The sequence below is a fragment of the Saccharibacillus sp. JS10 genome, assembly GCF_024436065.1.
Taxonomy (GTDB): domain Bacteria; phylum Bacillota; class Bacilli; order Paenibacillales; family Paenibacillaceae; genus Saccharibacillus.
Map to the genome: position 1 here is coordinate 51,263 of NZ_JANFNS010000002.1, position 25,304 is coordinate 76,566.

Genomic DNA, 25,304 nt, shown 5'->3' on the forward strand with positions numbered 1-25,304 from the left:
TACCGCCGGAAAAAACGTGTTACAATACGGAAGGATGGATCGTGTAGATCGGCTTCGATAAGCCGAGAAGTCGCGAACCTCCTTCTTTTTTGCGTGCTTGGAAAAAGATAAGGTTGTAAACCGGGCAACATTTGGATGAACATAGGTGATCGATAGAAGGGCATAGATGATTATAAGTGAAAGAAGTGAGTATAGATATGGCAGACAATCGAGGGTACGGGGGTAAGCGCAAGTCGTCTTCGGGCGCTTCTTCGAATAGAGGACGCGGAGGATCGCGCGGACGAGGAACTTCGTCTTCAAGACCGCAAGCCGCTGAGATTACGGGGCTTCCCGTTGCGAAAAACGATGAAGTGACGTTGGATATTATCGGGATGAATCACGACGGCGAAGGCGTGGGTCGAGCGGACGGGTATACGTTGTTCGTGCCGGGCGCATTACCGGGTGAGCAGATTTCGGCTAAAGTGTTAAAAACCAAAAAGCAGTACGGGTATGCGAAGCTTCAGACGTTGATCCAATCCAGCTCTTCGCGTGTCGAAGCGCCGTGCGAAATCTACGACCGCTGCGGCGGTTGCCAGATTCAGCATATGGATTATGCCGCGCAGCTAGAGTGGAAGCGGCAGCAGGTTGTAGATAGCTTGCAGCGGATCGGGAAGCTGAATGTACAAGCAGTTGGTGCGGGTTCCGGGTCTGCCGCAAATGGGGCTTTGGGAACTCAAGCATCTTCGGCTACTGCGGAAGCCGGAGCCCATGCAGCGGGACCGGGCGAAGCGGAACATGCGCGTAGCGAAAGCATGGAATACGCGGATACGACCGCGACAGGCGGAACGCCGGAAGAAGCGGCAGTGGCGTTCGGCGGCGGCGAAGGCGATGAGAATGCCGGAGCAGTATCCGGTGCAGCGGGATTTGAACGCGGCGAAGAAGCGCAAAAGCCCGCTGCGGCGCAAGATGCGCAGCCGCCAGCAAGCGGCGCAGCAGCGGAAGGCATTGTCGTGCCGGCGACGCTGGGCATGAGCGAGCCGTGGCGTTATCGGAACAAAGCGCAAGTTCCGATGGGTCAAGAAAATAGCCGCTTGATCGGCGGGTTCTACGCGCGCGGCAGTCACCGCATCGTCGATATGGAGACGTGCATCATTCAGCATGCCGACAATGACGAGATGGTCGAGGCGGTGAAGGCAATCGGTCGCGAGCTGGGCATCAGCGCGTACGACGAAGAAAGCGGCAGCGGATTGCTGCGGCATGTCGTGGTGAAAGTGGCTTTCGCGACCGGAGAAAAAATGGTCGTGCTGGTGACGAACGGCGATCAATTGCCGCACGCGGACAAATGGATCGAAGAAATTCAGCGCCGCGTTCCGGGCGTGAAAAGCATCTGTCAGAACGTGAACACGCGTCAGACGAATGTGATCTTCGGCGACGTCACGCGCGTGCTATGGGGCGACGAAGTCATTCACGACTATATCGGAGACGTGAAATTCGCGATCTCCGCGCGTTCGTTCTATCAGGTGAACCCGGTGCAGACGGAAGTCTTGTATGGCAAAACGTTGGAGTATGCCGGGCTGACCGGCAATGAAACGGTGATCGATGCGTACTGCGGCATCGGCACGATCTCGCTGTTCCTCGCGCAAAAAGCGAAGCGCGTATACGGCGTCGAGATCGTCAAAGAAGCGATCGAAGACGCGCGCAAAAATGCGAAGCTGAACGGTATTGAGAACGCCGAATTCGAAGTCGGCGCTTCCGAAGACGTGATCCCGCGTTGGAAAGAGCAAGGCATCACGCCAGACGTGATCGTCGTCGATCCGCCGCGCAAAGGCTGCGATCCGAGACTTTTGGAAACGATTCTGGAGATGAAACCGGAGCGTGTCGTGTATGTGTCGTGTAATCCTGCGACATTGGCGCGGGATTTGCGGGTGTTGGAAGATGGCGGGTTTAAAACGGTGAAAGTGCAGCCGGTCGATATGTTCCCGCAGACGGTGCATGTGGAGGCTGTGGCGTTGCTTGAGCGGCAAGATTAATGACAAATAGATCAATGAGTTTGAGACGGAGGTTACTTCCGTCTCTTTTTTATTTCATGATCTTCTCTAACTGCATGATATTCGTTGAATTTTTACATATCATTTAAAAACTCATTTATTCATTATCTTTTCAAAAATAAACTTTTTAATTATAATCCCGACTTTCCGCCGAAAACGTTGAGAAAAACCAAGTTAAGGTTTATGCTTGAGAAAAATACACTGTAAGGAGAAGAAGACTTGAAAAAGATTACCTTGCAAATGATTGCTGAGCACGTAGGTGTATCGAAAGCCCTCGTTTCCAAGGCACTTGCCAATGATCCTGCCGTGAACAATAATACGCGCGAAGCGATTTGGAAAACGGCGCAAGATATGGGATATCGATTTGATAAATTACGCAAATCTTCTTTATATGCGAAGACAGGCAATATCGCGGTGCTGATGCCGGAAGCTTATTTGGAAGATATCGAATATTGGGGCAAGATTATTCGGGGAATCGATAAAGAGTTGTCGACTCACGATTTTAGTATGCTGCTATCCAGCGTCAATGTATCGGTCGAGAATAAGGGCGAGCTCCCTTCTAGTATCACCGAAGCCAAAGTGGACGGAGCGCTGTTGTTAGGGCATATTCCGGAATCGTACATGATCGTGCTTGAGAAAAAAGGGCTGCCTTTCGTACTCGTAGACTCCAATATCCAGAACGTCGAACACGATCATATTTTGGCAAACAATTATTTAGGTGCGTACAGCGCAGTTCAGCAGTTGATCGAACAAGGGCATCAAAATCTTGCTTTTGTCGGCGATGTCGAGACGGCGTGGAGTTTCAGAGAACGGGAAAGAGGCTTTGCCGAAGCGATCAAAGATCATGACGATGCTTATAACATCCAGATCACGTACGTGCGCGGCGTCGGCGTGAGTGGCAAAGGCAACTATATCACTTCGGAGTTTGAAGAAAAACTGCGTGCATCTATATCGGAAAAGAAAGTAACGGCGTTCTTTTGCGCGAATGATATGTTGGCAATCGAATCTTTGCGGTTTTTGACCGAATGGGGTTTCCGTTGCCCGGACGACTTCTCGATTGTTGGCTTCGATAACTTATCTTTATCTGAATACATGATCCCTAAACTGTCTACGGTAGAAGTGCCGAAAGAAGATATGGGTTCGAGAGCCGTTCGTTCGGTGCTGGAGCGGATCAAAAATCCGGAATCCGTGACCGAGCAAGTCTTGCTAGCTACCCGGTTTATTGAACGTTCTTCCGTGAAAAAGATTGAGCCGATTGGCGCTATATCCGAGTGAAAAAGACCTTCTTGAGTTGAACGTTTAACTTGAGAAGGTCTTTTTTGTATACAAAATTAATTTTAAGTTTAAAAATTTAATTAAATTAATTAAAAAGTTTATAAAAACAATTGAATTAAAAAAATCAACATGGTAGTATTTTTCTGTAAGCGATATCAAATGAACGTAGATGAAAGAGAAGGAGGGCTAATTATTTCAAATAAGCCGTTTATCGAGAACGTGCAATCGGAATTAGAACGTATTCTTGCTTATTGGAGCGAAAAAACGGTAGATCATGAACATGGCGGATTTTATGGAGCATTAGATGAGTATTCAGAAGTGGTTCCCAATGCCGCAAAAGGGCTTGTGCTCAATGCGCGTCTATTATGGACATTTTCCAGAGCCTATAGATTTGATCGGAATCCCAAATGGATAACGCTTGCGGAGCGAGCATGGCAGGTACTTGAACAACAATTTTCGGATCAAGAATACGGCGGCTACTATTGGATGCTGAATCATCTTGGAGAACCTGTGCATACCAAGAAGCAGACGTACGGACAAGCTTTTGTTCTTTATGCTTTGGCTGAATATATACTCGCGACTGGCAACCAAAAGTTGCTGCCGAGACTTCAACAGATTTTTACGTTTGTTGAGCTGAGCTACGATCCGCTGAACAACGGGTATTACGAAGCGTTCACTCGTGAATGGGAAGCCGAGCAAGATTTGCGTCTAGGCAGTCACGATCTCAATGAAAAGAAATCGATGAATACGCATCTGCATATTTTGGAAGCGTATACGAATGCCTACCGCGTCTGGAAGTCCGATATTTTACGCCAACGTTTACAGAATTTGATCGTACTGACTGCCGAGCGGATCGTAGATCATGATACCGGGCATTTTTTACTCTTTTTCGATGAATATTGGGCCGTGAAGTCGGACAAGATTTCGTACGGTCACGATATTGAAGGCAGTTGGTTGTTGTACGAAGCTGCCGAAGTGCTTGGCGATGCCGAGGTTTTGGAAAAAATCAGACCGATTACGCTGGCTATGGCAGATGCTGTGCTTGCGGAAGGCATAGATCAAGACGGCGGCTTGTGGAATGAAGCAGATGCGACGGGGCTGATCGACCGGGACAAAGATTGGTGGCCTCAAGCGGAAGCGGCGGTCGGATTTATCAATGCTTGGCAGATTACAGGCGATCAGAAGTATTACGCAGCCGCCGAAAAAAGTTGGAACTTTATCGAAAACCATATGCTAGACCGGGAGCATGGCGAATGGTTTTGGAAAGTTAGCGAGACCGGTATTCCTTATCCGGAGCCGAAGGTGAGCGAATGGAAATGTCCGTACCACAACGGGCGAGCTTGTTTTGAACTACTAGAGCGAATGAAAGTAGAGGTCGAACATAATGGATCGCAATTTTAATACACGGTATGAGCAGATGAAGACGCGCTACGAAGAAGTAGTGGGTCGCAAAAACATTCCTTTGTTTTCCGAAAACGGTATCTATCAACGTTATGAGTATCCGGTGCTCACGAATGCGCATATCCCGCTGACTTGGAAGTATGATCTCAACCCGGAAACCAACCCTTATTTTATGGAGCGTTTGGGCGTGAACTGTGTGTTCAATCCCGGGGCGCTTTATTTGGACGGCAAGTTTTATCTGGTGGCACGGGTCGAAGGCGCCGACCGCAAATCGTTTTTTGCTCTTGCGGAAAGCGATAACGGCGTCGATGGATTTACGTTTTGGGATTTTCCTATCACGTTGCCTGAGACGGCTGATCCTGATATTAACGTATACGATATGCGATTGGTTAAGCACGAAGACGACTATATCTATGGGCTTTTTTGCACGGAACGCAAAGACCCCGAAGCTCCCGCAGGCGATCTCTCCAGTGCCATCGCGCAATGCGGCATTGTACGGACAACCGATCTGAAGACGTGGGAAAGATTGCCCGATTTACAAACGAAGTCTGCTCAGCAGCGCAATGTCGTGTTGCATCCAGAATTCGTAGACGGCAAGTATGCTTTTTACACACGTCCGCAAGATGGATTTATTAACACGGGATCAGGCGGAGGGATCGGTTGGGGATTATCCGAATTGATGGAGCCGGCTGTGATCGAAGAAGAAATCATTATCGACGAACGTGCGTATCACACCATCAAAGAAGTGAAAAACGGGCAAGGCCCCGCACCGATCAAAACGTCTGACGGCTGGCTGCATATCGCGCACGGCGTACGGAATACAGCGGCGGGACTGCGGTATGTGCTGTACGCCTTTATGACGGATCTACACAAACCGTGGATACAAACACACACTCCGGGCGGGCATCTGATTGCTCCCGAAGGCGAAGAACGAGTAGGCGATGTATCGAATGTGGTGTTCAGCAATGGCATGATCGCGGCCGGCGACGGAAAATTGTTCATTTATTACGCTTCTTCGGATACACGCTGTCATGTGGCGACGACGACAATCGATCAGTTAGTGGATTATGTCAAAAACACACCGGAAGATGCAGGACGTTCTTATGCGTGTGTGCAGCAGCGAAGTACGTTGATCGAAAATAATTTAAGTTATCTTGCGAATAAAAACCATAAACAATAAGGAGGGTTACGACACTTATGCAATTTCGATATCTCGATCATCCGGTACTGGAACCTGTAGCCGGATGCGACTGGGCAGACAAAATGGTGTTAAATCCCGCGATTGTCAAAGATCCGAGTTCCGATACAATCCATATGCTATTCCGCGCGACAGGGCCGTGGCATCAGAAACGCCGTGAAGGTTGCCATGATCCGTACCCGATCTTTTTGGGATATGCCAAAAGCGAAGATAACGGTCATACATGGGATGCGGATTTTTCTCGTCCCGCGTTAGCTCCGGCGATGGGGTATGAAGAAGACGAACTATATACGACAGATATTCACGGAAACCGCGTCCGTAACTATGCGAACGGTTGTATCGAAGATCCGCGGATTTTTCCGATTGAAGACGAGCTATATATGACCGTAGCTTGTCGGCCTTTCTCGCCGGGGCCTTATTGGCTAAGCGATCAAGATCCGCCTGTAGAGACGCGCTTCGAATACGTACCAGAATGGATTTTTGAACAGAGCGACGAAGATCCTTTTATCAAAACGAGCCGTGAGAACGATACCGTTACCGTGCTGTATAAGCTTGATCTGGACGAACTGAAAGCAGGGCGTTACGAGAGTGCTTTTCATTATATGGGACCTTTGACCGAAGGGCATGTGAGCGATAACCGCGACGTCTTTCTGTTCCCAAAACGGATGCTTGTCGACGGTGCGGAACGTTACGTGATGCTGCATCGTCCGATGAACGTAGAGCCTTTTCCGGATGGAGATTTAGCGGGCAAACCTTCGATTTATATCGCTTATGCCGATCAGATCGAAGATTTCGCATCGCCGCGTGCCGTCCACAAATTGTTGGCAGCACCTTTGTTCCATTGGGAAGATAACCGTATTGGTGCAAGCTGGCCTCCGCTAGATCTAGGCGATGGAGAATGGTTAGTGTCTTATCATGGCAAAAAAAACGTAGAGTTTGGCTATACGCAGTCTTTTTTGATCGTGCGTGAACAAGACGATGAATTACCCGTTGTCGTGAACCGCTGCCCGGATCGCCTGATGTATGCAGAGCGCGATTGGGAAATGCCGTCCGATTATCCGACTCCGTGTCTGTTCACGACAGGCGGCATTGTACAAGGCGAAGATCTGATTATGTCCTACGGAGCTGCCGATCAGAAAGTCGGTATTTCGTGGGTAAACTTTAACGATCTTGTTGCACATGTACGTCAATATGATGCTTTTGGGAAACTGTTATAAATTTTTATTTACACTAAATTTCATGCTAAAACCGAACTCAGTGGGAGTTCGGTTTTTTTACGTCTAGTCACAATAAATTAAATTTTTAAACGAATAATATTTTGTTTCAATATAAAGTTTAATTAAATAAACTTATTTGTTGAATTAAACATTTCCTTATGTTAAACTCGTTTTGTAAGCGATACCACTTCTATTTGAGCAAACTTCAAGGGTCTATTTTCAAAAAGAAAACGAAAGGTGGTAAGTGGATGTAATTCAACTTATTGCGCAAATCAGTAAAGAAACCGGCAAAGCAAATCGTACGCTGGTTTGAAACAGGAGGTAGTGCCTTGAGTGGCTCGTACAAGAGACAAAGAGTAATCATTCTTATTGCATTTTTGGCTATTCCGCTACTATTACTCGGGACGTTCTCTTACTATCCGGCGGCTAAGCTGCTTTACCTTAGTTTTACCGATTGGGACGGGATCAGTTCGACTGTTGAGTTTTTAGGATTAGACAATTATCGAGAAATCTTTTCGAACCCTGATCTATTCGGTGTATTTTTGCATCAGATTCCTTATGTACTAGGCGGCATTTTGCAAAATATTATCGCGATCACGTTTGCGGTCATTTTGAACTCCAGAATCAAAGGACGCAACTTGTTCCGGGTGTTGTTGTTCGTACCGTACATCATGAACGGCGTAGCGGTCGCTTTTATGTTCCAGTATGTATTCGATACGAACAACGGCTCATTGAATGCGCTGCTTGGCAACTTGGGTCTGTACAACCTACAGCAAAGTTGGCTAGGTGAGACTTCGCTCGTAAACTTCTCGCTGGCGTCGGTCAGTATGTGGCGTTATGTCGGCTACACGATGATTATCTATCTCGGAGCTTTGCAATCGATTCCCGGCGATATGTACGAAGCCGCGACGATCGACGGAGCGAATCGCTTCCAGTCGTTCTGGCATTTGACGCTACCGAGTCTGAGCAACGTGATTCAACTCAATATGTTCCTTACGCTCAGCGGAGCTTTGGCGGTCTTCGATCTTCCGTTCGTACTGACCAAAGGCGGCCCGGCTGGAGCGAGTGAAACTTTCTTGCTCAAAACAACCGAAACCGCATTTACGTTCAACAATTACGGATTAGCGTCCGCGATGAGTATCGTATTGCTAGGTTTGACGATTGTGATTTTGCTCGTACAGAATCTAGTGCTTCGGCGCAGAGGGAGGGACTAAAAAATGAAGAAGAAATGGGATTTACTTCAGGTCATCAAATACGTTTTGCTCGCAATTGCGAGTCTGGTCGTACTGTTCCCTCCCTATGTGGTCGTGCTCAATGCGTTCAAATCAACCGACGAAAACTCAAGCCCTTTTGCGCTGCCGGCAAGCTTTTTGAACTTTGAAAATTTCCGTATCGTATTTGAAAAAGCGCATATTCTTCAAGCATTCGGGAATACGTTTCTCGTGATCGGAGTATCGCTGATCGGAAATATCGTGTTCGGCACGATGGTGTCTTACGCAATCGGGAGAATTCCTTTTCGAGGGAAACGCCTAATAATGGCTCTATTCTTGATCGCGAGTATCATCCCTACGATTACGACGCAGGTCGTGATTTTCTCGCTCATTCAGTCGCTTGGATTGTTCAATACGTTAATGGCGCCTATCGTTCTTTTCGTCGGAGCGGACGTGCTTCAGATCGTGATCTATATGCAATTTATTCGCAACATTCCGTATGAGCTGGACGAAAGCGCCATGATCGACGGGGCAAGCCTGCTGCGGATTTACCGCTCGATCATTTTGCCGTTACTCGGTCCGGCGACGGTCACCCTTGTCATTTTAAAAACGATCAATATCTATAACGAGCTATACATTCCGTTCCTTTATATGCCCAAGCAGAACTTAGTCATGGTCTCGACGTCGATCATGCGCTTTGCAAGTAACAACCAAGCTCAATGGGGATACATTTGCGCAACGATCTTAATCATCATGATTCCTACCGTGCTGCTGTATTTGTTCCTTCAACGATATATTTTTGCGGGCGTCACGAATGGCGCGGTCAAAGGCTAGACGAATAGGGGACTTAAATTTAAGGAGGATAAATGATGAAAAAAGTGACAGGGTATATGCTTGGAATGCTGATGGGAGTCTCACTGCTGGCAGGATGCGGCGGTAAAACAGATTCGGCTGACGCGCCGGCGCAAGGCGGAACGAATGCAAGCGCGAACGGAGGCGAGATTATCGGTACGATCACGTTCTTGACCAACCGTACCGATATGGTAGGCGAAGTGTACGACGATTACGCAAAACGTTTTAAAGAAAAATATCCGAATGCCGAAGTGCAGTTTGAAGCGATCACAGATTTGGATAAAACGACTAAGATTCGGATGTCTTCAGGCGATTACCCGGACGTTGTATTGATCCCGACGATTCCAAACTCCGATCTGCCGAAATATTTTGCTCCTTTGGATGATTTGGGGCTTGCCGATTCGATTTATTTCAAAGAGTTCAAATCTTACGAAGATAAACTGTACGGGATTTCGGTAGGCGCCACGACAACCGGCATCATCTATAACAAACAAGCATTTAAAGACGCGGGTATTACAGAAGTTCCGCGTACGTTGGACGAATTTTATGCGGCATCCAAAAAGTTGAAAGACAAAGGCATCGTGCCGCTGGCTTCTAACTTTAAAGACCAATGGCCGCTGTATCCGTGGTCTTCGGAAGTGCCGACAGCGATCGCGAACGACGCGCAGTTGAACAATAAGCGCAGCGAGACGGACACACCTTACACGATGGATAATGCTTACGGTCAAGCGATGTCGATCATCCGCGAGATGAATCAACAAGGGTATCTGGAACCGGATATCAATTCGACCAACTGGGAACAGTCCAAAAAAGATATCGCGACCGGTAAGTTTGCGATGGCGATGCTGGGCAACTGGGCGATTCCTCAGGTGATCGACAGCGGTACGGAGTCGGACAATATCGGATTTTTCCCGCTTCCTTACGATAACTCCGGCAAAACCAATGTTACGCTGGCTCCTGACTGGGCATATGGCGTAAACAAAAATAGCGAGAATATTGCTACGGCTAAAGCTTTTGTGAAATGGATGCTGGAAGATTCGGGGTTCGATGAATATGCGGGCTTTATCCCTGTGTTGAAAGATAAAAAGCCTGCGGTAGATCAACTCAACGAATTCAACAGTTATGAGCCTGTCTATATCGAAGCTGCGGCAGATGATCCGAAAACTACAGATATCGTGAATAAAGCTCAAATTACAAAAGAAGCTTTGGTGCAAGAGTTTGTGCTTGCGTCCAATCCGCAAAGTGTATTGGACAAATACAACAAAGCTTGGGCTAAGGCGAGAAAAGATGTTATGAAGTAAAAGTTATCGGGGTGGAGATAGAAAGCAAGCAGCCTTCGAGGGGAATTCGTTTCGGTCGCTTGTTGAAATCGGGAAAAGAGATTTAAATTTTCAGTTGTATTTTCCCAATTTCAAAGGCGAACATTCCATTCCTTCAATGAATTCACCTCTCCGTCTCCTTGCTTTCAGTTAGGTTAGAGTTTTAACAAAAAACCACCCAAGCGTTTATCCGCTTGGGTGGTTTTTTTGTTCTTTTGCTTTGAAATCAATCGAGGTTTACATCAAAACTAGCGGACTCAATAGGAGTCAAAGTCTCTCCGTCTTTTTTGACTAAAGAGACGGTGACCGTGATTGATTTTTGATGATCTAGATCTACATCGATCGATCTTCGTTGAAACTCGTCGAATACTCCGGTTGTTTTGGTGAACGTATTGGTTTCGAATAATTTTCCGTCTGGAGTTTTTATAATCACATGAAAGATTTGATCTGGAATCTGTTTAATCGGATCAGTATGGTATTTTTGTTTGTTATACGAGAGTCCAAACTGAACCTTTTTAGATCGCGTTAGATAGTAGACAGGCGTGATCTTCACATCGGGATTGGACAAAGTCTGATGATCTTCAGTAAGTTGTATCACTTCTTCTTGCGAGTAAGGGCTGTCCCATTGTAATTATTTACTCCGTTGCTAGCCACTACAGTGTTAGCCATATCTAAAGCAGAAGAACGTGTAGTATGACTCCATCGAGGAGCTTGATAACCTGTTGAAGAATTGTAAGTCCAGCCTAAAGTGATTCTGCTTCACTTTTATAGACGCAAGCCAAAACCAAAAAGTAGTTTCATTCTTGCAATCAAGATTATTCAGCCACAATCGCCTCCAACAATGCTATCATTTGAATCATTAATAGGCTTGGCTCTTAACGATAGGAGTGAGTGGTTTGATGAAGGGGAATGTTAGGTTAGGTTCACGAATATTGTGGATTTATGTGCTTGCAGCGCTTGTCGGGGGACTGGCTGTGAGTTATGTGGTGTTGACTGCGCTGGATTCGCCGAAGTTCGAAAGTCGTGAAGGGATATTAGACTTGACGCAGGTTGAACTTGAGAAAAATCCTCAGAAGTTAACAGGGGAATGGGCATTCTACTGGCAACAGCTCCTTTCGCCTGAAGAACTTAAAAGTGATTTGCCGGAGACCGATCGGCATTGGATCAATGTTCCCGGTTCATGGTCAGGCGAAGAATGGGATGGAGAGCTTCTTCGCGGAACCGGATATGGAACATATCGGCTGCTTGTAAAGCTGAGCGACAAAGATCAACAAGAGCGTCTTGCGCTGCGGATTCCGAGTATTTTTCATGCCTATAAGTTATGGGTGAACGGCGAATTGTTGGCAGAGGTCGGTACGGTGGGAACAGATCAAGCAAGCATGACGCCGCATCTGTCAACGAAATTCGTATTTGTACAGCCGCGCAGTGACACGATCGAACTGGTGATGCAAGTCTCGAATTTTCATCACCATCGAGGAGGAATCACCAAAAGCATCGATCTTGGCGGAAGCGACTTTCTGACGACCAAAACGAATCTGAATCTAGCGATGGATATGTTCATTACAGCAAGCTTGCTTGTCGTAGGTCTATATAATCTATTGCTCTTTGTGTTGAGACGCAAAGACCGGGCACCGCTATATTTTGGCATATTCACCGTGCTGCTTGGTATTCGTTCTTTGTTCAATGGAGAGCTGATTTTCAATCAGTGGGTGCCTCGGTTTCCTTGGGAAATGCAATTCAAGATCGAATATCTAATCCTTAGTCTCAGCGGAATGATCATCATGATGTACTTCGATAGTATCTTTCCTAACTACGTATCCAGATGGTTCCGCCGGAGTTCGCAAATCGTCACAAGTGTATGTTGCTTGATTATTTTGGTCACGCCTGCATTGATCTACACGCAATTGCTGCTTCCGATCGGTGTAGTCGTCGTTGCGCATATGATCTATCTGATGATTGGATTGATTCGGTTAACTGCAAGGGGTCAAGATGGCACGTCGATCTTTTTATTGGCATCCGTGATTACTTTAGTGACTGTTGTGAACGACTTTTTATATTACAATGGCTTATCTTTGATCGAAAATGCGTCACCGCTCGGGCTACTCGTATTTACGATTGCGCAGATGATTTTGCTTTCTTCAAGATTTACGCGCACGGCGGCAAATGAAGAACGGATCGCAAGCGAACTGCAAGTCGTCAATGAAAAGCTGATCCAGATGAATATGAATTTGGAACAGACCGTAGAGGAGCGTACGCAGGATCTATCGGCTGCGCATCATGATCTTCGCAATTCTTACGATCAGCTTCTTCATTCCGAGCAAGGACGCAAAAAGCTGCTGGCGTATATTACGCACGATTTACGGATGCCGCTTGCTAGTATGCTCGGGTATGTGGAAGCGGTGCAAGACAATGTGAAGCCAGAGCGCAACGAACGGTACCTCAAATATATTCGGGAAAATACAATCCGTATCAATCGCATGATCGAAGAATTGTCTTTTTTATCGCATTTGGAAACGGGGCAAGTGTCTTATCGCCTGGAACAGGTGTCGGTGAAGAAGTTTTTACGCCATTTTTTTGAACAATATGAACTGGTCGTGCGGGATGCGGGACTGGATTTCGTTTTGGACATAGCAGATACGCAGGATTACGGAGCAGGTTCGGCAATTGCCGCGATCGATACGCAAAGACTGGATCAAGCTTTATTTAACCTCATATCGAACGCGATGAAGTTCACGGCTAGAGGCGGAACTATACGGATGAGCTTGCAGATGGAGCAGAGGAATGAAGCCTACTTCGCGATCATCGGCATCGAAGATTCGGGAACAGGAATTCCGCCGGACCAATTGGAACAAATCTTCAACCGTAATTACAGATATGATCAGCCGGGTATGGAAAAAGGCGTGCAAGGAAGCGGGCTAGGGCTTGCGATTTGCCGCGAGATCATACTGGGTCACGGAGGCAATGTTCGGGCGGAAAGCGATGGCAGCAGGGGCGCTACATTCTATGTGACGCTGCCTTGCATCAACGATGAAGGAAGGGATGCTTGAGATGGATGCGCACAAAATCATGATCGTCGATGATGATCCGCATATTTGCGAAATAGTCGAAGTGTATTGCGAAAAAGAAGGATTTACAACCGCCTACAGCCACCAAGGAGCCGAAGCGATCCAATTGCTGAAATCTTTTGAACCGGACTTGATCGTGCTCGACGTGTTGCTTGCGAATGAAAACGGGATCGATTGGTGCAAGCAAGCCCGTCAGTTTACCGATGCGCCGATCGTGTTTTTGAGTAGCCAAGATGAGGACGAAATCAAGATTAGCGCGCTGACTTACGGCGGGGACGACTATGTCACGAAGCCTTTTAGCCCGGGTGTATTGATGGCGAAAATCAAAGCCCATCTGCGCCGTGTATCCAGCGGGAGAAAAGAACAGCTATTGGAATTGCCGGGCTTGACGCTAGATTATTACACGCAGTCCGTGAACATGGGCGACACTTCTGTTTTTTTATCGAAAAAAGAATTTAGCCTGCTGTCTTATATGGCGCAAAACGTCAATCGCGTGATCGGAGTCGATACGTTGTTCCAGATTATTTGGGGCATGGAGAGTCTGGAAGATACGCGCACGGTCGCCGTTCATATCAGCAACTTACGCAAAAAAATCGAGGTTGATCCGGCGCATCCCGAATTGATTGTGACGGTACGGGGAAGCGGATATATGCTCGTGATTGAAAATCAGTCTTCATAAAGGAAATGGCGGTGTAGGGATAAGGATCTCTATACCGCTTTTTTGCGTCTGGTTTTTGCAGCATTGGGCTGGTTGTCAAGACTTAAAGGCTTACTTAAAGTTTTCTTTGTAATCCGTAAAAGGCAGGTGTGGCGTGATACACTTCGTGCAGGAAAACGAATTTTGAATTCTCCTACTCCCCGCTTCGTCTCCCCCAAATTTCAAGTAAGCCTAGTTCGATAAAACAAGTGATCCGAACCGGGTCACTTGTTTTGCGTCTAGGGCAATGTTTATGAAAAATGTTTCGTAGTCCGCTACGCAAGCTTCTATTTCGCTGATTAGTAGACGTAATTAAATATGTATTCCAAAATAAAAAATTCTGCTTGCTTGTCATTCTACTCTGCTTATATGATGGCGATAGACAACGGGTGTACACAAAAAGGAGAGGGTTATTAGTGAGAAAAAGTTTGTCTATTCGCGTTTTAATGATTTTTGCTTTATTGAGTCAATTGGCGTTGCCTTTTGCAAGTGCGGCTTCTGATGGACCGCCTTCGATCGACAATAATTCAAACTCGGCTTACGCTACATCGGCAACGACTGCGTCGGTTTCAACTAAAGTCAGCGCTAACGGAGCGACGACAAACGTGAAGTTCAAGTATGGTTTGACGAACAGCTATGGCAATGAAAAGGTAGCCGATGTAATCGTACCTTCAGGTTCGAGTTCCGTACCCGTATCGGCTACGTTGACAGGTTTGCGACCAGGTTCCACCTACTACGTTTCGGCGGTAGCCGAAAATTCGTTCGGACCAACTAGCTCTACCGAAATGACCTTACTTACCTTTCCAGCCGCTGATCCTACAATCAATCCAACCACGGCAAGTTTCGATAAAAATCCTGCTCAACAGTCTGACGTTTCCACAACGTTAACGACAAACGGTTATACCCTTACCTCGGTTGAGTTTTCAGGTTCCCCTATTTCTACATCATTCTATACGCTTTCCGGTTCGACGTTAACGATCAAAAAAGAATTTTTATCTGCTCAATCTACAGGTTCCACTGATTTGATCCTTAAATTCGATAGCGGTACGCAGCAGGAGTTCAAAATCACGGTTACAGATACGACTCCTCCAATTCCGCCGGCGCCTTCGACACCTATGCTATCAACTGCGGACGATACGGGTGCATCGGCATCTGACGGAATTACGATGCAAAAACAACCTACTTTTGCAGGCACCGCCGCTGCAAATTCGACTGTTTATTTATTTGACGACCTGAACAGCGACGGAATATTCGATAACGGCGAAGGTTTAGGACAGGGTATAGCCACTTCTTCAGGAGATTGGGTCATCAAATCTTCGCTGCTGATCGATGGCGATCACAATATTAGAGCTGTAGCTTCAAATTCTCCAGGTCAATACAGCGTTGCTTCTGGAGTGAAAGTTGTCACGATTGATACCGCGGATCTTGTGGTGAATAGCTTGGCTGTTCCGGCAAACGCAACCTATTCGGCTGGAGATAATCTCGATTTCACTTTGAATTTAAGCCGAGCCGTTGATGTTAGCACGATAAACGGAACGCCTTATCTGAGCTTAGACATAGGCGGAAAAGTAGTAAAAGCTTATTATGTATCGGGAAACGGAACGGATGCTCTCACATTCCGATATACCGTTTTGAAAGGTGACCTTGATCTAAACGGGATTACAATCTATGCGCTAGTGTTAATTAATCCTCAGCAAATCCAGACTGTAGCCGGAAAAAAACTGGATACGACATTAAACAGCGTAGGCAGTACGGCAGGTATCCTAGTAGCCGATAATACGAGAACGTTGAATGAATTCGAATTTGCGGGACTTACCTCTGCCGCGATTGGAGTCGTGAACGAAACAGAAAAAACGGTCAACGTTGTCGTTCCTTATGGAACGGACGTGACCAAGCTAGTTCCTACAATCGTGTATGATGGGCAAAGTATCTCCCCGATTGACGGTATGGCTACAGATTTCAGCAGCCCGGTTGACTATAACGTATATGCGGAAAGCGGCGCGAGCGCAACGTATACCGTGACGGTTACCGTGGCTCAAAGCCCATCCAAACAAGCGTTAGGTTTCCAATTCGTAGCTTTGTCTCCGATCGTGAATGGCGTCATCAACGAAGAGGATAAAACGATCACAGCAACCGTACCTTACGGAACCGATCTGACGGCGCTGGTTCCGGCTTTCTTGCATAGCGGCGCATCGGTATCGCCCGCAAACGGAACGCCGCAAAATTTCACAAGCCCGATCGACTATACCGTAACCGCATTGGATGGTTCGAAAGTCATTTATACCGTCACGGTGAAGACTGAAGAACCTTCGAATAATGCTCTGCTTGAAGGGCTGCAGGTAAGCGCAGGTCAACTTGATCCTGAGTTTTCGCCTAACGAAAAAAACTACAAGGCATCCGTTGATTATAAAATCTCTGAACTAAAAGTAACGCCACAAGTGCAGAATAGCGGAGCTACTGTGCGTGTAAACGATATTCTCGTTACAGAAGCTTCGGGAGTTCCCGTTAAGTTGAATGTAGGCAGTAATAAGATCACCGTAAAAGTGTCTGCGCAAGACGAAGTTACGTTGGAGACCTATACATTGGATGTAACACGGGCGGAAGAACCTAAGCCGACCAATCCACCGACACCGACACCTGCACCAGGCGGTTCCGGCAACGGTTCATCGTTTATCCTAACGCCGGCGCCTCTAAATCCGACTGAACGTATCGAAGTCAATATCGATCTGGGCGGCAGCAACCGAGTCGTGACCAAAACGATTGTGGAACGTACAAAAACAGCCCAAGGCGCAATCGATTCGGTTACGTTGAGTCCGACTCAAGCCAAGGAAGCGGTTGATCAAGCAGCGGCGAGTGAAGAATCGACGGTGCGGATCATATTGCCGGATGTTTTGGACGAAGTGATTCGAACCCATATGAAGTTGCCAGTGAGTTCGTTGCAAGAAATGGCGGCACGTAGCAAAAATCTGGAGATTGTAGCTCGCGATGTGCAGATTGCGATTCCATCCAATTCGCTTTCCGGAGTAAGTCAAGAGTTGTACTTTAACATAGTTGCGATCAAAGACGCAGACAAGCGTGCCGAAGCTTTACGCCGCGTAACCGGTGAAAATTTGGTTCGCGAAGCTTCAAGCCGTGCAGGACTAACTCCATCGTTAATCGGTAGACCGATAGAAATCGACACGAATCTCCAAAATCAAAAGGTAACTTTGAGAATGCCGATTCCAAGCGCAGAGTTGCCAAGCAATCCGATCCAGCAGCAAGCTTTTTTAAACTCGTTGGCGATTTATATCGAACATAGCGACCAAGATCGGGAACTGCTTCGTGGTAAAATCGTCAAATACGATGATGTGAAAGTAGGTCTTGAATTCGACGTCGATAAGTTCAGTACGTTCACGATTTTGAGCTGGAAAGGCGGCAATTTGCAAGAGTTAATCAGTTCGATCGACGGTGGTGGAACTTCGAGTGAGAATCCTGCTTCCACAGAAGGAAACAGCGCGTACATTCAAGGCTATGCAGACGGAACATTCCGTCCAAATGCTTCTGTTACGCGCGCACAGCTCGCGGTCATGGTGGCTGCGTTGCTCGGGTATGACAAGACTGCATTTGTTGATAACAGTGGATTCTCAGATGTTGCTTATACGCACTGGGCGGCAGGAGCAATCGCTTATGTCAATCAAAGTGGTTATCTGATCGGCGATGCTCAAGGGAAATTCCGTCCGAATGCAGCCGTAACGCGTGCCGAGATGGCAGCGATTGCTAGCCGATTGAAAGGTCTGCAAAATGATGGCTCTACAAATGCGTCATTCTCGGATGTGCCATCCGGTCATTGGGCGTCTTCCGCGATCCAGTCTGCGCGTCAAGCTTCGCTGATTACCGGCTACGCAGACGGCATGTACCGTCCATCGCAAACGATGACTCGCGCCGAAGCGGTTACTGTGCTGAACCGCGTATTTGATCGCTCGCCGATCACTAGCAGCGTCAAATCTTCTTGGATAGACGTATCTCCTTCGTATTGGGCTTTTGGCAATATCGAAGCCGCTTCAAGTCAATAATCGATAATCTCTAATGATTTAAAAAGAGACGCAACCAATTGCGTCTCTTTTTTCTATTAATCGCTGGTCGTTCCTGTGTAAAGCCGATATAATGATTCTTTGTACAAGCACCTTTTAAATGGATGGTATAGGAATAGGAGGACCCTTATGTCCTGGAGTAAATTGCAACAACAATTGGAAAGTTTTCTAGCTCCGTCACTGAGTAGCCGAGTCGAATACCAGGCGACCAGCTACCGTTACCTACTTGATAAATCCGGCACTTGCCATATTTCTGTCGATAAAAAAAACATCCTCAATATGAGCGACAAAAACAATCCGATTCGATGGTTCCAAAGCGAGATAGAGATCAAAAATGATCCCGAGCTGTATATCCCGGTCAAGTCGGAAGACATCGAAGCCGTTCGTAAAAGCGCCAAAGGCCCGATCCCCGAAGACCGGCTTAAAATCATGGCGCGCAGTCGCAAAGCTTCCGAACATGCCAAAGAGATGATGAACGTGCAAGCGGCGCTCACCAAATCCAATTTTGCCAAAGACGCCAACAAGTTTTTGACGACGCCGATTGAAACGAGCATCGAAAGCTCCGATATTCTGTTGAACATTCTGGCTTTGATGGATCGCCGCGTAGGCAAAAAGCGGATTTTGAATATGTCCGAAGCGATGAAGCTCAAGCATCCGATTGTCCAATACTTTTACGAACTGCGCCGGGACGCATGAGTCGCTGGATCCAAGCTTTGCAGCGAAGTAGTCATATCGCGTTGTGGAGTACGTTTGTTAAATGGATTATGCTCGGTGGAGCCGTCGGCGTGCTTGCAGGTACAGCATCCGCTTTTTTTCTTCATAGTCTGGATGCCGTAACCGATCTTCGCATGAAGCATGGCTGGCTTTTGTTTTTGTTGCCGCTCGGCGGAGCGTTGGTCAGTTATCTGTATCTCAAATTCGGTCGCAATAGTGCCAAAGGAAATAATCTAATCTTGGAGCAAATCGCGGACGGGCAAGAAAAAATCCCGCTTCGTATGGCTCCGCTTGTGCTATTCGGAACCTTGGTCACGCATTTATTCGGCGGTTCTGCCGGACGTGAAGGTACAGCGGTGCAGATGGGTGGAAGTCTCGCGGAATGGTTGGGTGAACGGATCAAAATCAATGCGGCTGATCGTAAAATATTGTTGATGTGCGGGATTAGCGGAGGATTTGGATCGATTTTCGGTACGCCGCTTGCAGGTACGATCTTCGGATTGGAAGTACTCGCAATCGGATTGATTAGCCACCGAGCGTTACTGCCCTGTTTTACCGCAAGTTTCGTAGGAGATTTAATCGCGACTCGGTTCTGGGGAGCGCATCATATCCATTACACGATTGGCAATGTGCCGTCTGTTCAGATGTCCATTGTCCTGAAGGTCGTGATCGCTTCGATCTTATTTGGTCTAGTCAGCTTACTCTTTAGCGAACTGACTCATGCGCTTAAGCGCGGCTTTACCTTTTTGTTCAAAAATCCGATGCTGAAAAGCGCCGTCGGCGGTCTGATCATTATTGCGCTTGTAGCCTTTACGGGAACGCGAGATTATCTGGGGCTGGGGCTTCCGTTGATTCAGCAGTCTTTTGAAGGCGAAGTATCGCCGTTTGCTTTTATCGGGAAATTATTGTTTACTTCGGTGACTCTAGGTGCAGGCTTTCAAGGCGGGGAAGTCACGCCACTGTTCGCGATCGGAGCTACGATGGGACATACATTAGCAGGGTGGCTTGGCATATACGCTCCATTTTTGGCGGCGCTTGGATTTATTGCGGTATTTTGCGGAGCGACCAATACGCCGATCGCGTGCTTCGTCATGGGAATCGAGTTATTCGGTTCGCAAGCGGCGGTATATCTGTTTATCGCGTGTATCGTCAGCTACCTGTTTTCGGGGCATAGCGGGATCTACACGTCTCAACGGATCGGAGTTCCGAAAAGCCATCGTTGGAAGGTTCCGGAAGGAACGACTTTAGCGGCAGCCAAAAAGCTTCGACAACTTAACGAAGTGAAAAAGGACGAGCAATCCGATCGGGACAACTGATTGGAAATGCGGCGAGTATCAAAAAACGAGCTTCGCGTTATCGCGAAGCTCGTTTTTTGATGTCTCTTTTATTGTCCCGTAAAATGCAAAACGACGCTATACATCATCTTGTTGCGGACAGGATCGAACGTTACCTGATGTTGGACATTTTTGACCCGAAGCATGAGCGCTTTATTGATTTCCATCCGCTCTTCAATCAAGCGTTCCAATTCACGAAAATCATAGGATTGTAGACACTCTACTTTATCTTGCATGTTATCTAAGATAATCCCCATTGATATAACCTCCTTTATCTATGTATGATTATTCGTTAACTTCAGTATAGCGCGAAAACAAAGGGACTCGAAGCTTTATCATGAAGAAAGATGAACCCAATAAAACCATGCCCTAATACCCTTGAATACCTAGTAACAAAGTAGTAAATTCTCACTACATGAAGCAGTGAGATGACGGCGCTGTTCATTTTTGAGAAAGGAAGATGACTGATGAATATTAATTCAAGCCCTGATTACGCATCTACTTTTAGTTATACTCGAAGTTATGCTGATCCCAAGAATGTAGACAGCGCCGCTTCAAGCGAACCGACTGTTTTACCTGCAAAATCGGATAATACCGACCCTCAAATACAAGCCGAGAAATCCAAAGAGCAAAAGATCAAAGATCGAAAAGAACGTGAAGCAAAGCAACAACATCAACTTGAGCAGCAGCATAAGTTAGAAAAGAAAGAAACGTATCACAAAGAAGACAAAGTAAAAGAAACACGGGAAAAAGATCTGAAAGTGTTATTTGATCAGCAGCAGCAAGTTCAACAAGATGATGCAAAAGCTGAACATGATTTGATGGTCGAAAGTATTTATAGTCAACTTGGCGCAAATAGCCAACTGGCGATTACCAAAGATAATTATGAAGAAACGATCAAAGGTTTGGTGAAACGAGGATTTCAAGTTCGTGCAGACGAAGAACGGATGATGATTTCGTCCAAGCTTCACCAATTGAAGCTGGAGATTAGCAAAGATTCGTATACTCGGTATATCGAGTCTTTGAACAAGAAATCTTTTGGGAATACAGGAACTGCCGAGACGGAATCGCCGCAAAACGCGCCGCAGGAGCCGGTTCAAGGCAATACCGGCACAACACCTTTGCCGTCTCAGCCACCGATTAACATCACACCTTCGCCAAGTAGCGGAACAGGAAGCGAAGAAACCACGCCGCCACCGAGCAGCGGAACGGGAAGCGGAGAAACGACACCGCCACCAAGCAGCGGAACAGGAAGCGAAGAAACCACGCCGCCACCGAGCAGCGGAATAGGAAGCGAAGAAACCACGCCGCCACCGAGCAGCGGAACGGGAAGCGGAGAAACGACACCGCCACCAAGCAGCGGAACGGGAAGCGGTGGAACGACACCGCCGCCGAGCAGCGGAACGGGAAGTGGTGGGACTACGCCGCCACCGAGCAGCGGAACGGGAAGCGAAGAAACTACGCCGCCACCAAGCAGCGGAACCGGAAGCGGAGAAACCACACCGCCACCAAGCAGCGGAACGGGAAGCGGAGACACGACGCCGCCACCAAGCAGCGGAACGGGAAGCGGAGACACGACGCCGCCACCAAGCAGCGGAACAGGAAGCGGAGAAACGACACCGCCACCAAGCAGTGGAACGGGAAGCGGTGGAACGACACCGCCGCCGAGCAGCGGAACGGGAAGTGGTGGGACTACGCCGCCGCCATCTAGCGGTACCGGAAACAATGGTTCAAACCCAGGCGTAGGAGATTTAGTCGGCGGAATTTTCAAATAGAATTTTTATTGTATATATGTACCCATCATTAAAAACCTGAAAGTCTCATAGACTTTCAGGTTTTTTGTCGTTACCTTGCCATTCCAAAAGGACATGTGTCGTTGACAGTCTCTTCCATGACTTATACAATTCTTTTTATGAATATCCATTGGATAGAGGGAAAAGGAGAACTTTTTAGCTATGCTGCATAACCCTACAGGACGCGAGCGATTGGGTCTCGCTCTGTTATTGTCCACGCTTGGCATACTCGGTCCGCTCAACATCGATATGTACTTGCCGAGTTTCCCCGGTATTTCTGCTGATCTTGGCGCGCAAGCCTCGCTGGTACAACTCAGCCTTACCGCTTGTTTAATTGGTCTGGCAATCGGTCAGATTATCGTCGGCCCGATCAGCGACGCACGCGGACGAAGAGGTCCGCTGCTGATTTCGCTTCTATTATTTGCTGCATCTTCGGTGATGTGTGCGTTATCGACAAGTATCGAAATGCTGATTGCGGCTCGCTTTTTGCAAGGCTTAACGGCTTCCGGCGGTATTGTCTTATCCAGAGCCGTAGTACGCGATGTATTCAGCGGCAGAGAATTGACCCAATTTTTCTCGCTTCTGATGGTCATTAACGCGGTCGCGCCGTTACTTGCGCCGATCATCGGCGGAGCCGTATTGCTGCTGCCCGGATCAAGTTGGCATACGATTTTTTACGTACTCGGTTTGTTCGGTTTTGCTATCTTAATGATTGTTGGATTTAGACTCAAAGAAACGCTGCTGCCCGAAAAAAGACAACCCAGTTCGATCGGTCATTCGCTCCGTACGATGGGCAGTCTGATGAAAGACCGTTCGTTTATGGGTTATGCCCTAACGCTTGGTTTTATTCACGGCGGCAGCTTCGCGTATGTATCGGGTACACCTTTCGTTTATCAGGAGATCTACGGTGTATCGCCTCAAACGTTCAGCATATTGTTTGGGATCAACGGTATTGCGATTATCGCAGGTAGTTTTATTATTGGACGTTTTAGCCACTTTGTACCTGAACGCAGTTTGCTGCGAATCGGCGTGATTATCGCATCGTCTGCGACGTTGCTTATGCTGATTGCGACCATCGTGCAAGGGCCGCTGTTTACGATTGTCGTTCCGTTATTTATCTACATGGTTACGATCGGGATTACCGCGACGAGTACTTTTACACTGGCGATTGCACGTCAAGGTCATCGCGCGGGAAGTGCGAGTGCCGTACTTGGGTTGTTCCCGCTATTAATTGGTTCGATTGTATCGCCGCTGGTTGGATTAGATGAGAGCACGCCGGTTCCGATGGGAGCGATCTTGTTCGTGACTGCGCTGCTTGGCGCGGCGGCCTTCTTTATTTTAACGCGTTCGGAAAAAGAGCAAATATCTGCTTCTTAGACGGTTTACGACTAAACTTCTGCACGGACTTCGGTCTATGTAGAAGTTTTTTTTGTCTTTTTTAACGAGACATAGGTGTTGAATGTTTTGATTTGAAGCTTGATTTCTTTTCTTTTGCTTTGAACGTTTGTCTTTTCAGTGCGGACAATTGTCTTATCTACCTATCATAGCGGTGTGAAAGGCATGATAATATTGGTTGTTTTTTTGAAAAGCTTAGCATAAAATTTGCTAATGCGATTCTGCGACGCTTTACCGCAAGATGAAACAATGAGAAAGACTTGGAGGCAAGAAGATGGAACAAACACAATTAAGTAGAGGATTAAAAGCTCGTCATATCGAGCTGATTGCTTTGGGAGGAACAATCGGAGTCGGTCTGTTCATGGGGTCTTCCAGTACGATACAGTGGGCAGGGCCTTCGGTATTGCTGGCGTACATGCTGGCGGGACTTGTTATGTTTTTGGTGATGCGAATTATGGGAGAGATGTTGATTGCCGAACCGGTAACCGGATCTTTCGCCACTTTTGCGCATCAATATATTCATCCGGTCGCTGGATATTTAACAGCTTGGAGCTATTGGTTTTTATGGGTGACGGTCGGGATGTCCGAAGTTACGGCAATCGGAATTTATTTCGGATACTGGTACCCGGATATTCCGCAATGGATTCCGGCATTGGTTGGCGTAGGGATTATCGCGGCAGCAAATATGGCAGCCGTCAAATTTTACGGAGAATTCGAATTTTGGTTTGCGATGATTAAAGTTGTCGCGATTGTCGCGATGCTAATTCTCGGTACGGGGCTAATCTTTTTCGGATGGGGCAACGGCGGAGTTCCGATCGGATTCCAGCATCTATATGCGCATGGCGGATTTTTTGCAGGCGGGTTAAAAGGTTTCTTGTTCGCCTTATGTATTGTCACGGCGGCGTATCAAGGGATCGAAATGATCGGCATTACAGCGGGCGAAGCGGAGAATCCGCAAGTGACATTAAAACGTGCGATCAAAAATATCGTATGGCGGATACTCGTCTTCTACGTCGGAGCGATTTTCGTCATTGTCACGATCTATCCGTGGAACGAAGTAGGCGTTACCGGTAGTCCGTTCGTATTGACGTTTGCTAAAGTCGGAATTGTAGCGGCGGCAGGAATCATCAACTTTGTTGTGTTAACCGCAGCGATGTCCGGCTGTAACAGCGGCATTTACAGTGCAGGGCGTATGTTGTTTACACTGGCTGAGAACGGTCAAGCGCCGAAGTTTTTCGGCAAAATTTCAAAAAGCGGCGTACCGCGCAATAGCATCATGACGACGATCGCACTGCTTTTGATCGGCGTCGTACTCAACTACCTGATGCCTGACTCTAAGCTGTTCTTATACATTTATAGCGCGAGTATTTTACCAGGCATGATTCCGTGGTTTGCGATGGCAATCGGTCAATTCCGTTTCCGTCGCCAGCAAGGCGAGCAGATCAAGCAGCATCCGTTTAAATCGTTATTTTTCCCGGCAGCCAATTATTTCGTTATCGTCTTTTTGCTGCTGGTGTTAGTGGGGATGGCGATTAACACAGATACGCGTGTTCCGCTTATGGTCGGTGCGGCGTTTATTTTGATTATGTTCGTGATCTATTACGTATTTGGGATCGGCAAAAAAACATCGAATACTTTTAAAAACTAAAATACTCATAAAAACCAGGAAAATAATCTTATTCATATTTGTCGGATTTTGACGATAAATAGGATAAGATTATTTTTTATTCGGAAAG

General features: G+C 47.2%; 18 protein-coding genes. 16 read left to right on the plus strand and 2 right to left on the minus strand.

The annotated features are described in order from the left end of the window. Nucleotides 1-197 precede the first annotated feature (197 nt). The 8 genes from rlmD (at nt 198) to NOM90_RS05790 (ending at nt 10,482) form a co-directional block, all read left to right on the plus strand. A complete protein-coding gene (rlmD, locus tag NOM90_RS05755; protein ID WP_255940634.1) occupies nt 198-2,009 on the plus strand; it encodes a 23S rRNA (uracil(1939)-C(5))-methyltransferase RlmD in 1,812 nt (603 codons plus the stop codon). A 237-nt stretch (nt 2,010-2,246) separates the two neighbouring features. Next, nucleotides 2,247-3,302: a LacI family DNA-binding transcriptional regulator gene (locus NOM90_RS05760; protein WP_255940635.1), complete on the plus strand. Its 1,056-nt coding sequence runs from the start codon at nt 2,247-2,249 to the stop codon at nt 3,300-3,302. A gap of 159 nt (nt 3,303-3,461) precedes the next feature. Further along, nucleotides 3,462-4,703: an AGE family epimerase/isomerase gene (locus tag NOM90_RS05765; RefSeq protein WP_255940636.1), complete on the plus strand. Its 1,242-nt coding sequence runs from the start codon at nt 3,462-3,464 to the stop codon at nt 4,701-4,703. A 16-nt stretch (nt 4,704-4,719) separates the two neighbouring features. Beyond that, nucleotides 4,720-5,883: a glycoside hydrolase family 130 protein gene (locus NOM90_RS05770; RefSeq protein WP_370866588.1), complete on the plus strand. Its 1,164-nt coding sequence runs from the start codon at nt 4,720-4,722 to the stop codon at nt 5,881-5,883. A gap of 17 nt (nt 5,884-5,900) precedes the next feature. Continuing rightward, complete coding sequence (locus tag NOM90_RS05775; protein ID WP_255940639.1) at nt 5,901-7,118, plus strand: glycoside hydrolase family 130 protein; 1,218 nt, start codon at nt 5,901-5,903, stop codon at nt 7,116-7,118. Nucleotides 7,119-7,447: 329 nt separating this feature from the next. Then, on the plus strand, nt 7,448-8,332 hold the full coding sequence (locus NOM90_RS05780; protein WP_255940640.1) for a carbohydrate ABC transporter permease: 885 nt from the start codon (nt 7,448-7,450) through the stop codon (nt 8,330-8,332). A gap of 3 nt (nt 8,333-8,335) precedes the next feature. Beyond that, the gene (locus tag NOM90_RS05785; RefSeq protein WP_255940642.1) at nt 8,336-9,163 is read left to right on the plus strand and encodes a carbohydrate ABC transporter permease; all 828 of its coding nucleotides are present in this window, start codon (nt 8,336-8,338) and stop codon (nt 9,161-9,163) included. A gap of 35 nt (nt 9,164-9,198) precedes the next feature. After that, complete coding sequence (locus NOM90_RS05790) at nt 9,199-10,482, plus strand: ABC transporter substrate-binding protein (protein WP_255940644.1); 1,284 nt, start codon at nt 9,199-9,201, stop codon at nt 10,480-10,482. Nucleotides 10,483-10,726: 244 nt separating this feature from the next. Here NOM90_RS05790 and NOM90_RS05795 read toward each other — a convergent pair whose 3' ends face one another. Further along, nucleotides 10,727-11,098 (minus strand): hypothetical protein, encoded by a 372-nt coding sequence (locus tag NOM90_RS05795; RefSeq protein ID WP_255940646.1) that lies wholly within the window; start codon nt 11,096-11,098, stop codon nt 10,727-10,729. Between the two features lie 301 nt (nt 11,099-11,399). Between NOM90_RS05795 and NOM90_RS05800 the strand changes: the two genes are divergently transcribed. The 5 genes from NOM90_RS05800 to NOM90_RS05820 all read left to right on the plus strand — a co-directional run bounded on the left by NOM90_RS05800 (nt 11,400) and on the right by NOM90_RS05820 (nt 20,362). Then, nucleotides 11,400-13,547 (plus strand): 7TM diverse intracellular signaling domain-containing protein, encoded by a 2,148-nt coding sequence (locus NOM90_RS05800; RefSeq protein ID WP_255940647.1) that lies wholly within the window; start codon nt 11,400-11,402, stop codon nt 13,545-13,547. Between the two features lies 1 nt (nt 13,548). Continuing rightward, a complete protein-coding gene (locus tag NOM90_RS05805; RefSeq protein WP_255940648.1) occupies nt 13,549-14,244 on the plus strand; it encodes a response regulator transcription factor in 696 nt (231 codons plus the stop codon). Nucleotides 14,245-14,678: 434 nt separating this feature from the next. Next, on the plus strand, nt 14,679-18,314 hold the full coding sequence (locus NOM90_RS05810) for an S-layer homology domain-containing protein (protein ID WP_255940649.1): 3,636 nt from the start codon (nt 14,679-14,681) through the stop codon (nt 18,312-18,314). 147 nt (nt 18,315-18,461) lie between these two features. Next, nucleotides 18,462-19,028 carry an SF0329 family protein gene (locus NOM90_RS05815; protein WP_255940650.1) on the plus strand — a complete coding sequence of 189 codons (567 nt, stop codon included), beginning with the start codon at nt 18,462-18,464 and terminating at the stop codon, nt 19,026-19,028. Beyond that, nucleotides 19,025-20,362 (plus strand): voltage-gated chloride channel family protein, encoded by a 1,338-nt coding sequence (locus tag NOM90_RS05820; protein ID WP_255940652.1) that lies wholly within the window; start codon nt 19,025-19,027, stop codon nt 20,360-20,362. The genes NOM90_RS05815 and NOM90_RS05820 overlap by 4 nt, the downstream gene beginning before the upstream one ends. 68 nt (nt 20,363-20,430) lie before the next feature. Here NOM90_RS05820 and NOM90_RS05825 read toward each other — a convergent pair whose 3' ends face one another. Next, nucleotides 20,431-20,637 carry a DUF2536 family protein gene (locus NOM90_RS05825; RefSeq protein ID WP_255940653.1) on the minus strand — a complete coding sequence of 69 codons (207 nt, stop codon included), beginning with the start codon at nt 20,635-20,637 and terminating at the stop codon, nt 20,431-20,433. Between the two features lie 210 nt (nt 20,638-20,847). Between NOM90_RS05825 and NOM90_RS05830 the strand changes: the two genes are divergently transcribed. From NOM90_RS05830 to NOM90_RS05840, 3 genes are all read left to right on the plus strand, one after another. Beyond that, entirely contained in the window at nt 20,848-22,155 is a 1,308-nt protein-coding gene (locus NOM90_RS05830; RefSeq protein WP_255940655.1) for a hypothetical protein, read from the plus strand. Between the two features lie 180 nt (nt 22,156-22,335). Then, nucleotides 22,336-23,550: a Bcr/CflA family efflux MFS transporter gene (locus NOM90_RS05835; RefSeq protein WP_255940657.1), complete on the plus strand. Its 1,215-nt coding sequence runs from the start codon at nt 22,336-22,338 to the stop codon at nt 23,548-23,550. Nucleotides 23,551-23,842: 292 nt separating this feature from the next. Beyond that, nucleotides 23,843-25,216 carry an amino acid permease gene (locus NOM90_RS05840; protein ID WP_255940659.1) on the plus strand — a complete coding sequence of 458 codons (1,374 nt, stop codon included), beginning with the start codon at nt 23,843-23,845 and terminating at the stop codon, nt 25,214-25,216. The last annotated feature ends 88 nt before the right edge of the window (nt 25,217-25,304 follow it).

What these genes read in the sequence shown, in the direction of transcription:
- rlmD (WP_255940634.1), top strand. Translation starts at nt 198, where the DNA reads ATGGCAGACAATCGAGGGTACGGGGGTAAGCGCAAGTCGTCTTCGGGC.
- NOM90_RS05790 (WP_255940644.1), top strand. Translation starts at nt 9,199, where the DNA reads ATGAAAAAAGTGACAGGGTATATGCTTGGAATGCTGATGGGAGTCTCA.
- NOM90_RS05835 (WP_255940657.1), top strand. Translation starts at nt 22,336, where the DNA reads ATGCTGCATAACCCTACAGGACGCGAGCGATTGGGTCTCGCTCTGTTA.
- NOM90_RS05770 (WP_370866588.1), top strand. Translation starts at nt 4,720, where the DNA reads ATGAAGACGCGCTACGAAGAAGTAGTGGGTCGCAAAAACATTCCTTTG.
- NOM90_RS05805 (WP_255940648.1), top strand. Translation starts at nt 13,549, where the DNA reads ATGGATGCGCACAAAATCATGATCGTCGATGATGATCCGCATATTTGC.
- NOM90_RS05840 (WP_255940659.1), top strand. Translation starts at nt 23,843, where the DNA reads ATGGAACAAACACAATTAAGTAGAGGATTAAAAGCTCGTCATATCGAG.
- NOM90_RS05830 (WP_255940655.1), top strand. Translation starts at nt 20,848, where the DNA reads ATGAATATTAATTCAAGCCCTGATTACGCATCTACTTTTAGTTATACT.
- NOM90_RS05785 (WP_255940642.1), top strand. Translation starts at nt 8,336, where the DNA reads ATGAAGAAGAAATGGGATTTACTTCAGGTCATCAAATACGTTTTGCTC.
- NOM90_RS05825 (WP_255940653.1), bottom strand. Translation starts at nt 20,637, where the DNA reads ATGGGGATTATCTTAGATAACATGCAAGATAAAGTAGAGTGTCTACAA.
- NOM90_RS05800 (WP_255940647.1), top strand. Translation starts at nt 11,400, where the DNA reads ATGAAGGGGAATGTTAGGTTAGGTTCACGAATATTGTGGATTTATGTG.
- NOM90_RS05820 (WP_255940652.1), top strand. Translation starts at nt 19,025, where the DNA reads ATGAGTCGCTGGATCCAAGCTTTGCAGCGAAGTAGTCATATCGCGTTG.
- NOM90_RS05765 (WP_255940636.1), top strand. Translation starts at nt 3,462, where the DNA reads ATGAACGTAGATGAAAGAGAAGGAGGGCTAATTATTTCAAATAAGCCG.
- NOM90_RS05815 (WP_255940650.1), top strand. Translation starts at nt 18,462, where the DNA reads ATGTCCTGGAGTAAATTGCAACAACAATTGGAAAGTTTTCTAGCTCCG.
- NOM90_RS05775 (WP_255940639.1), top strand. Translation starts at nt 5,901, where the DNA reads ATGCAATTTCGATATCTCGATCATCCGGTACTGGAACCTGTAGCCGGA.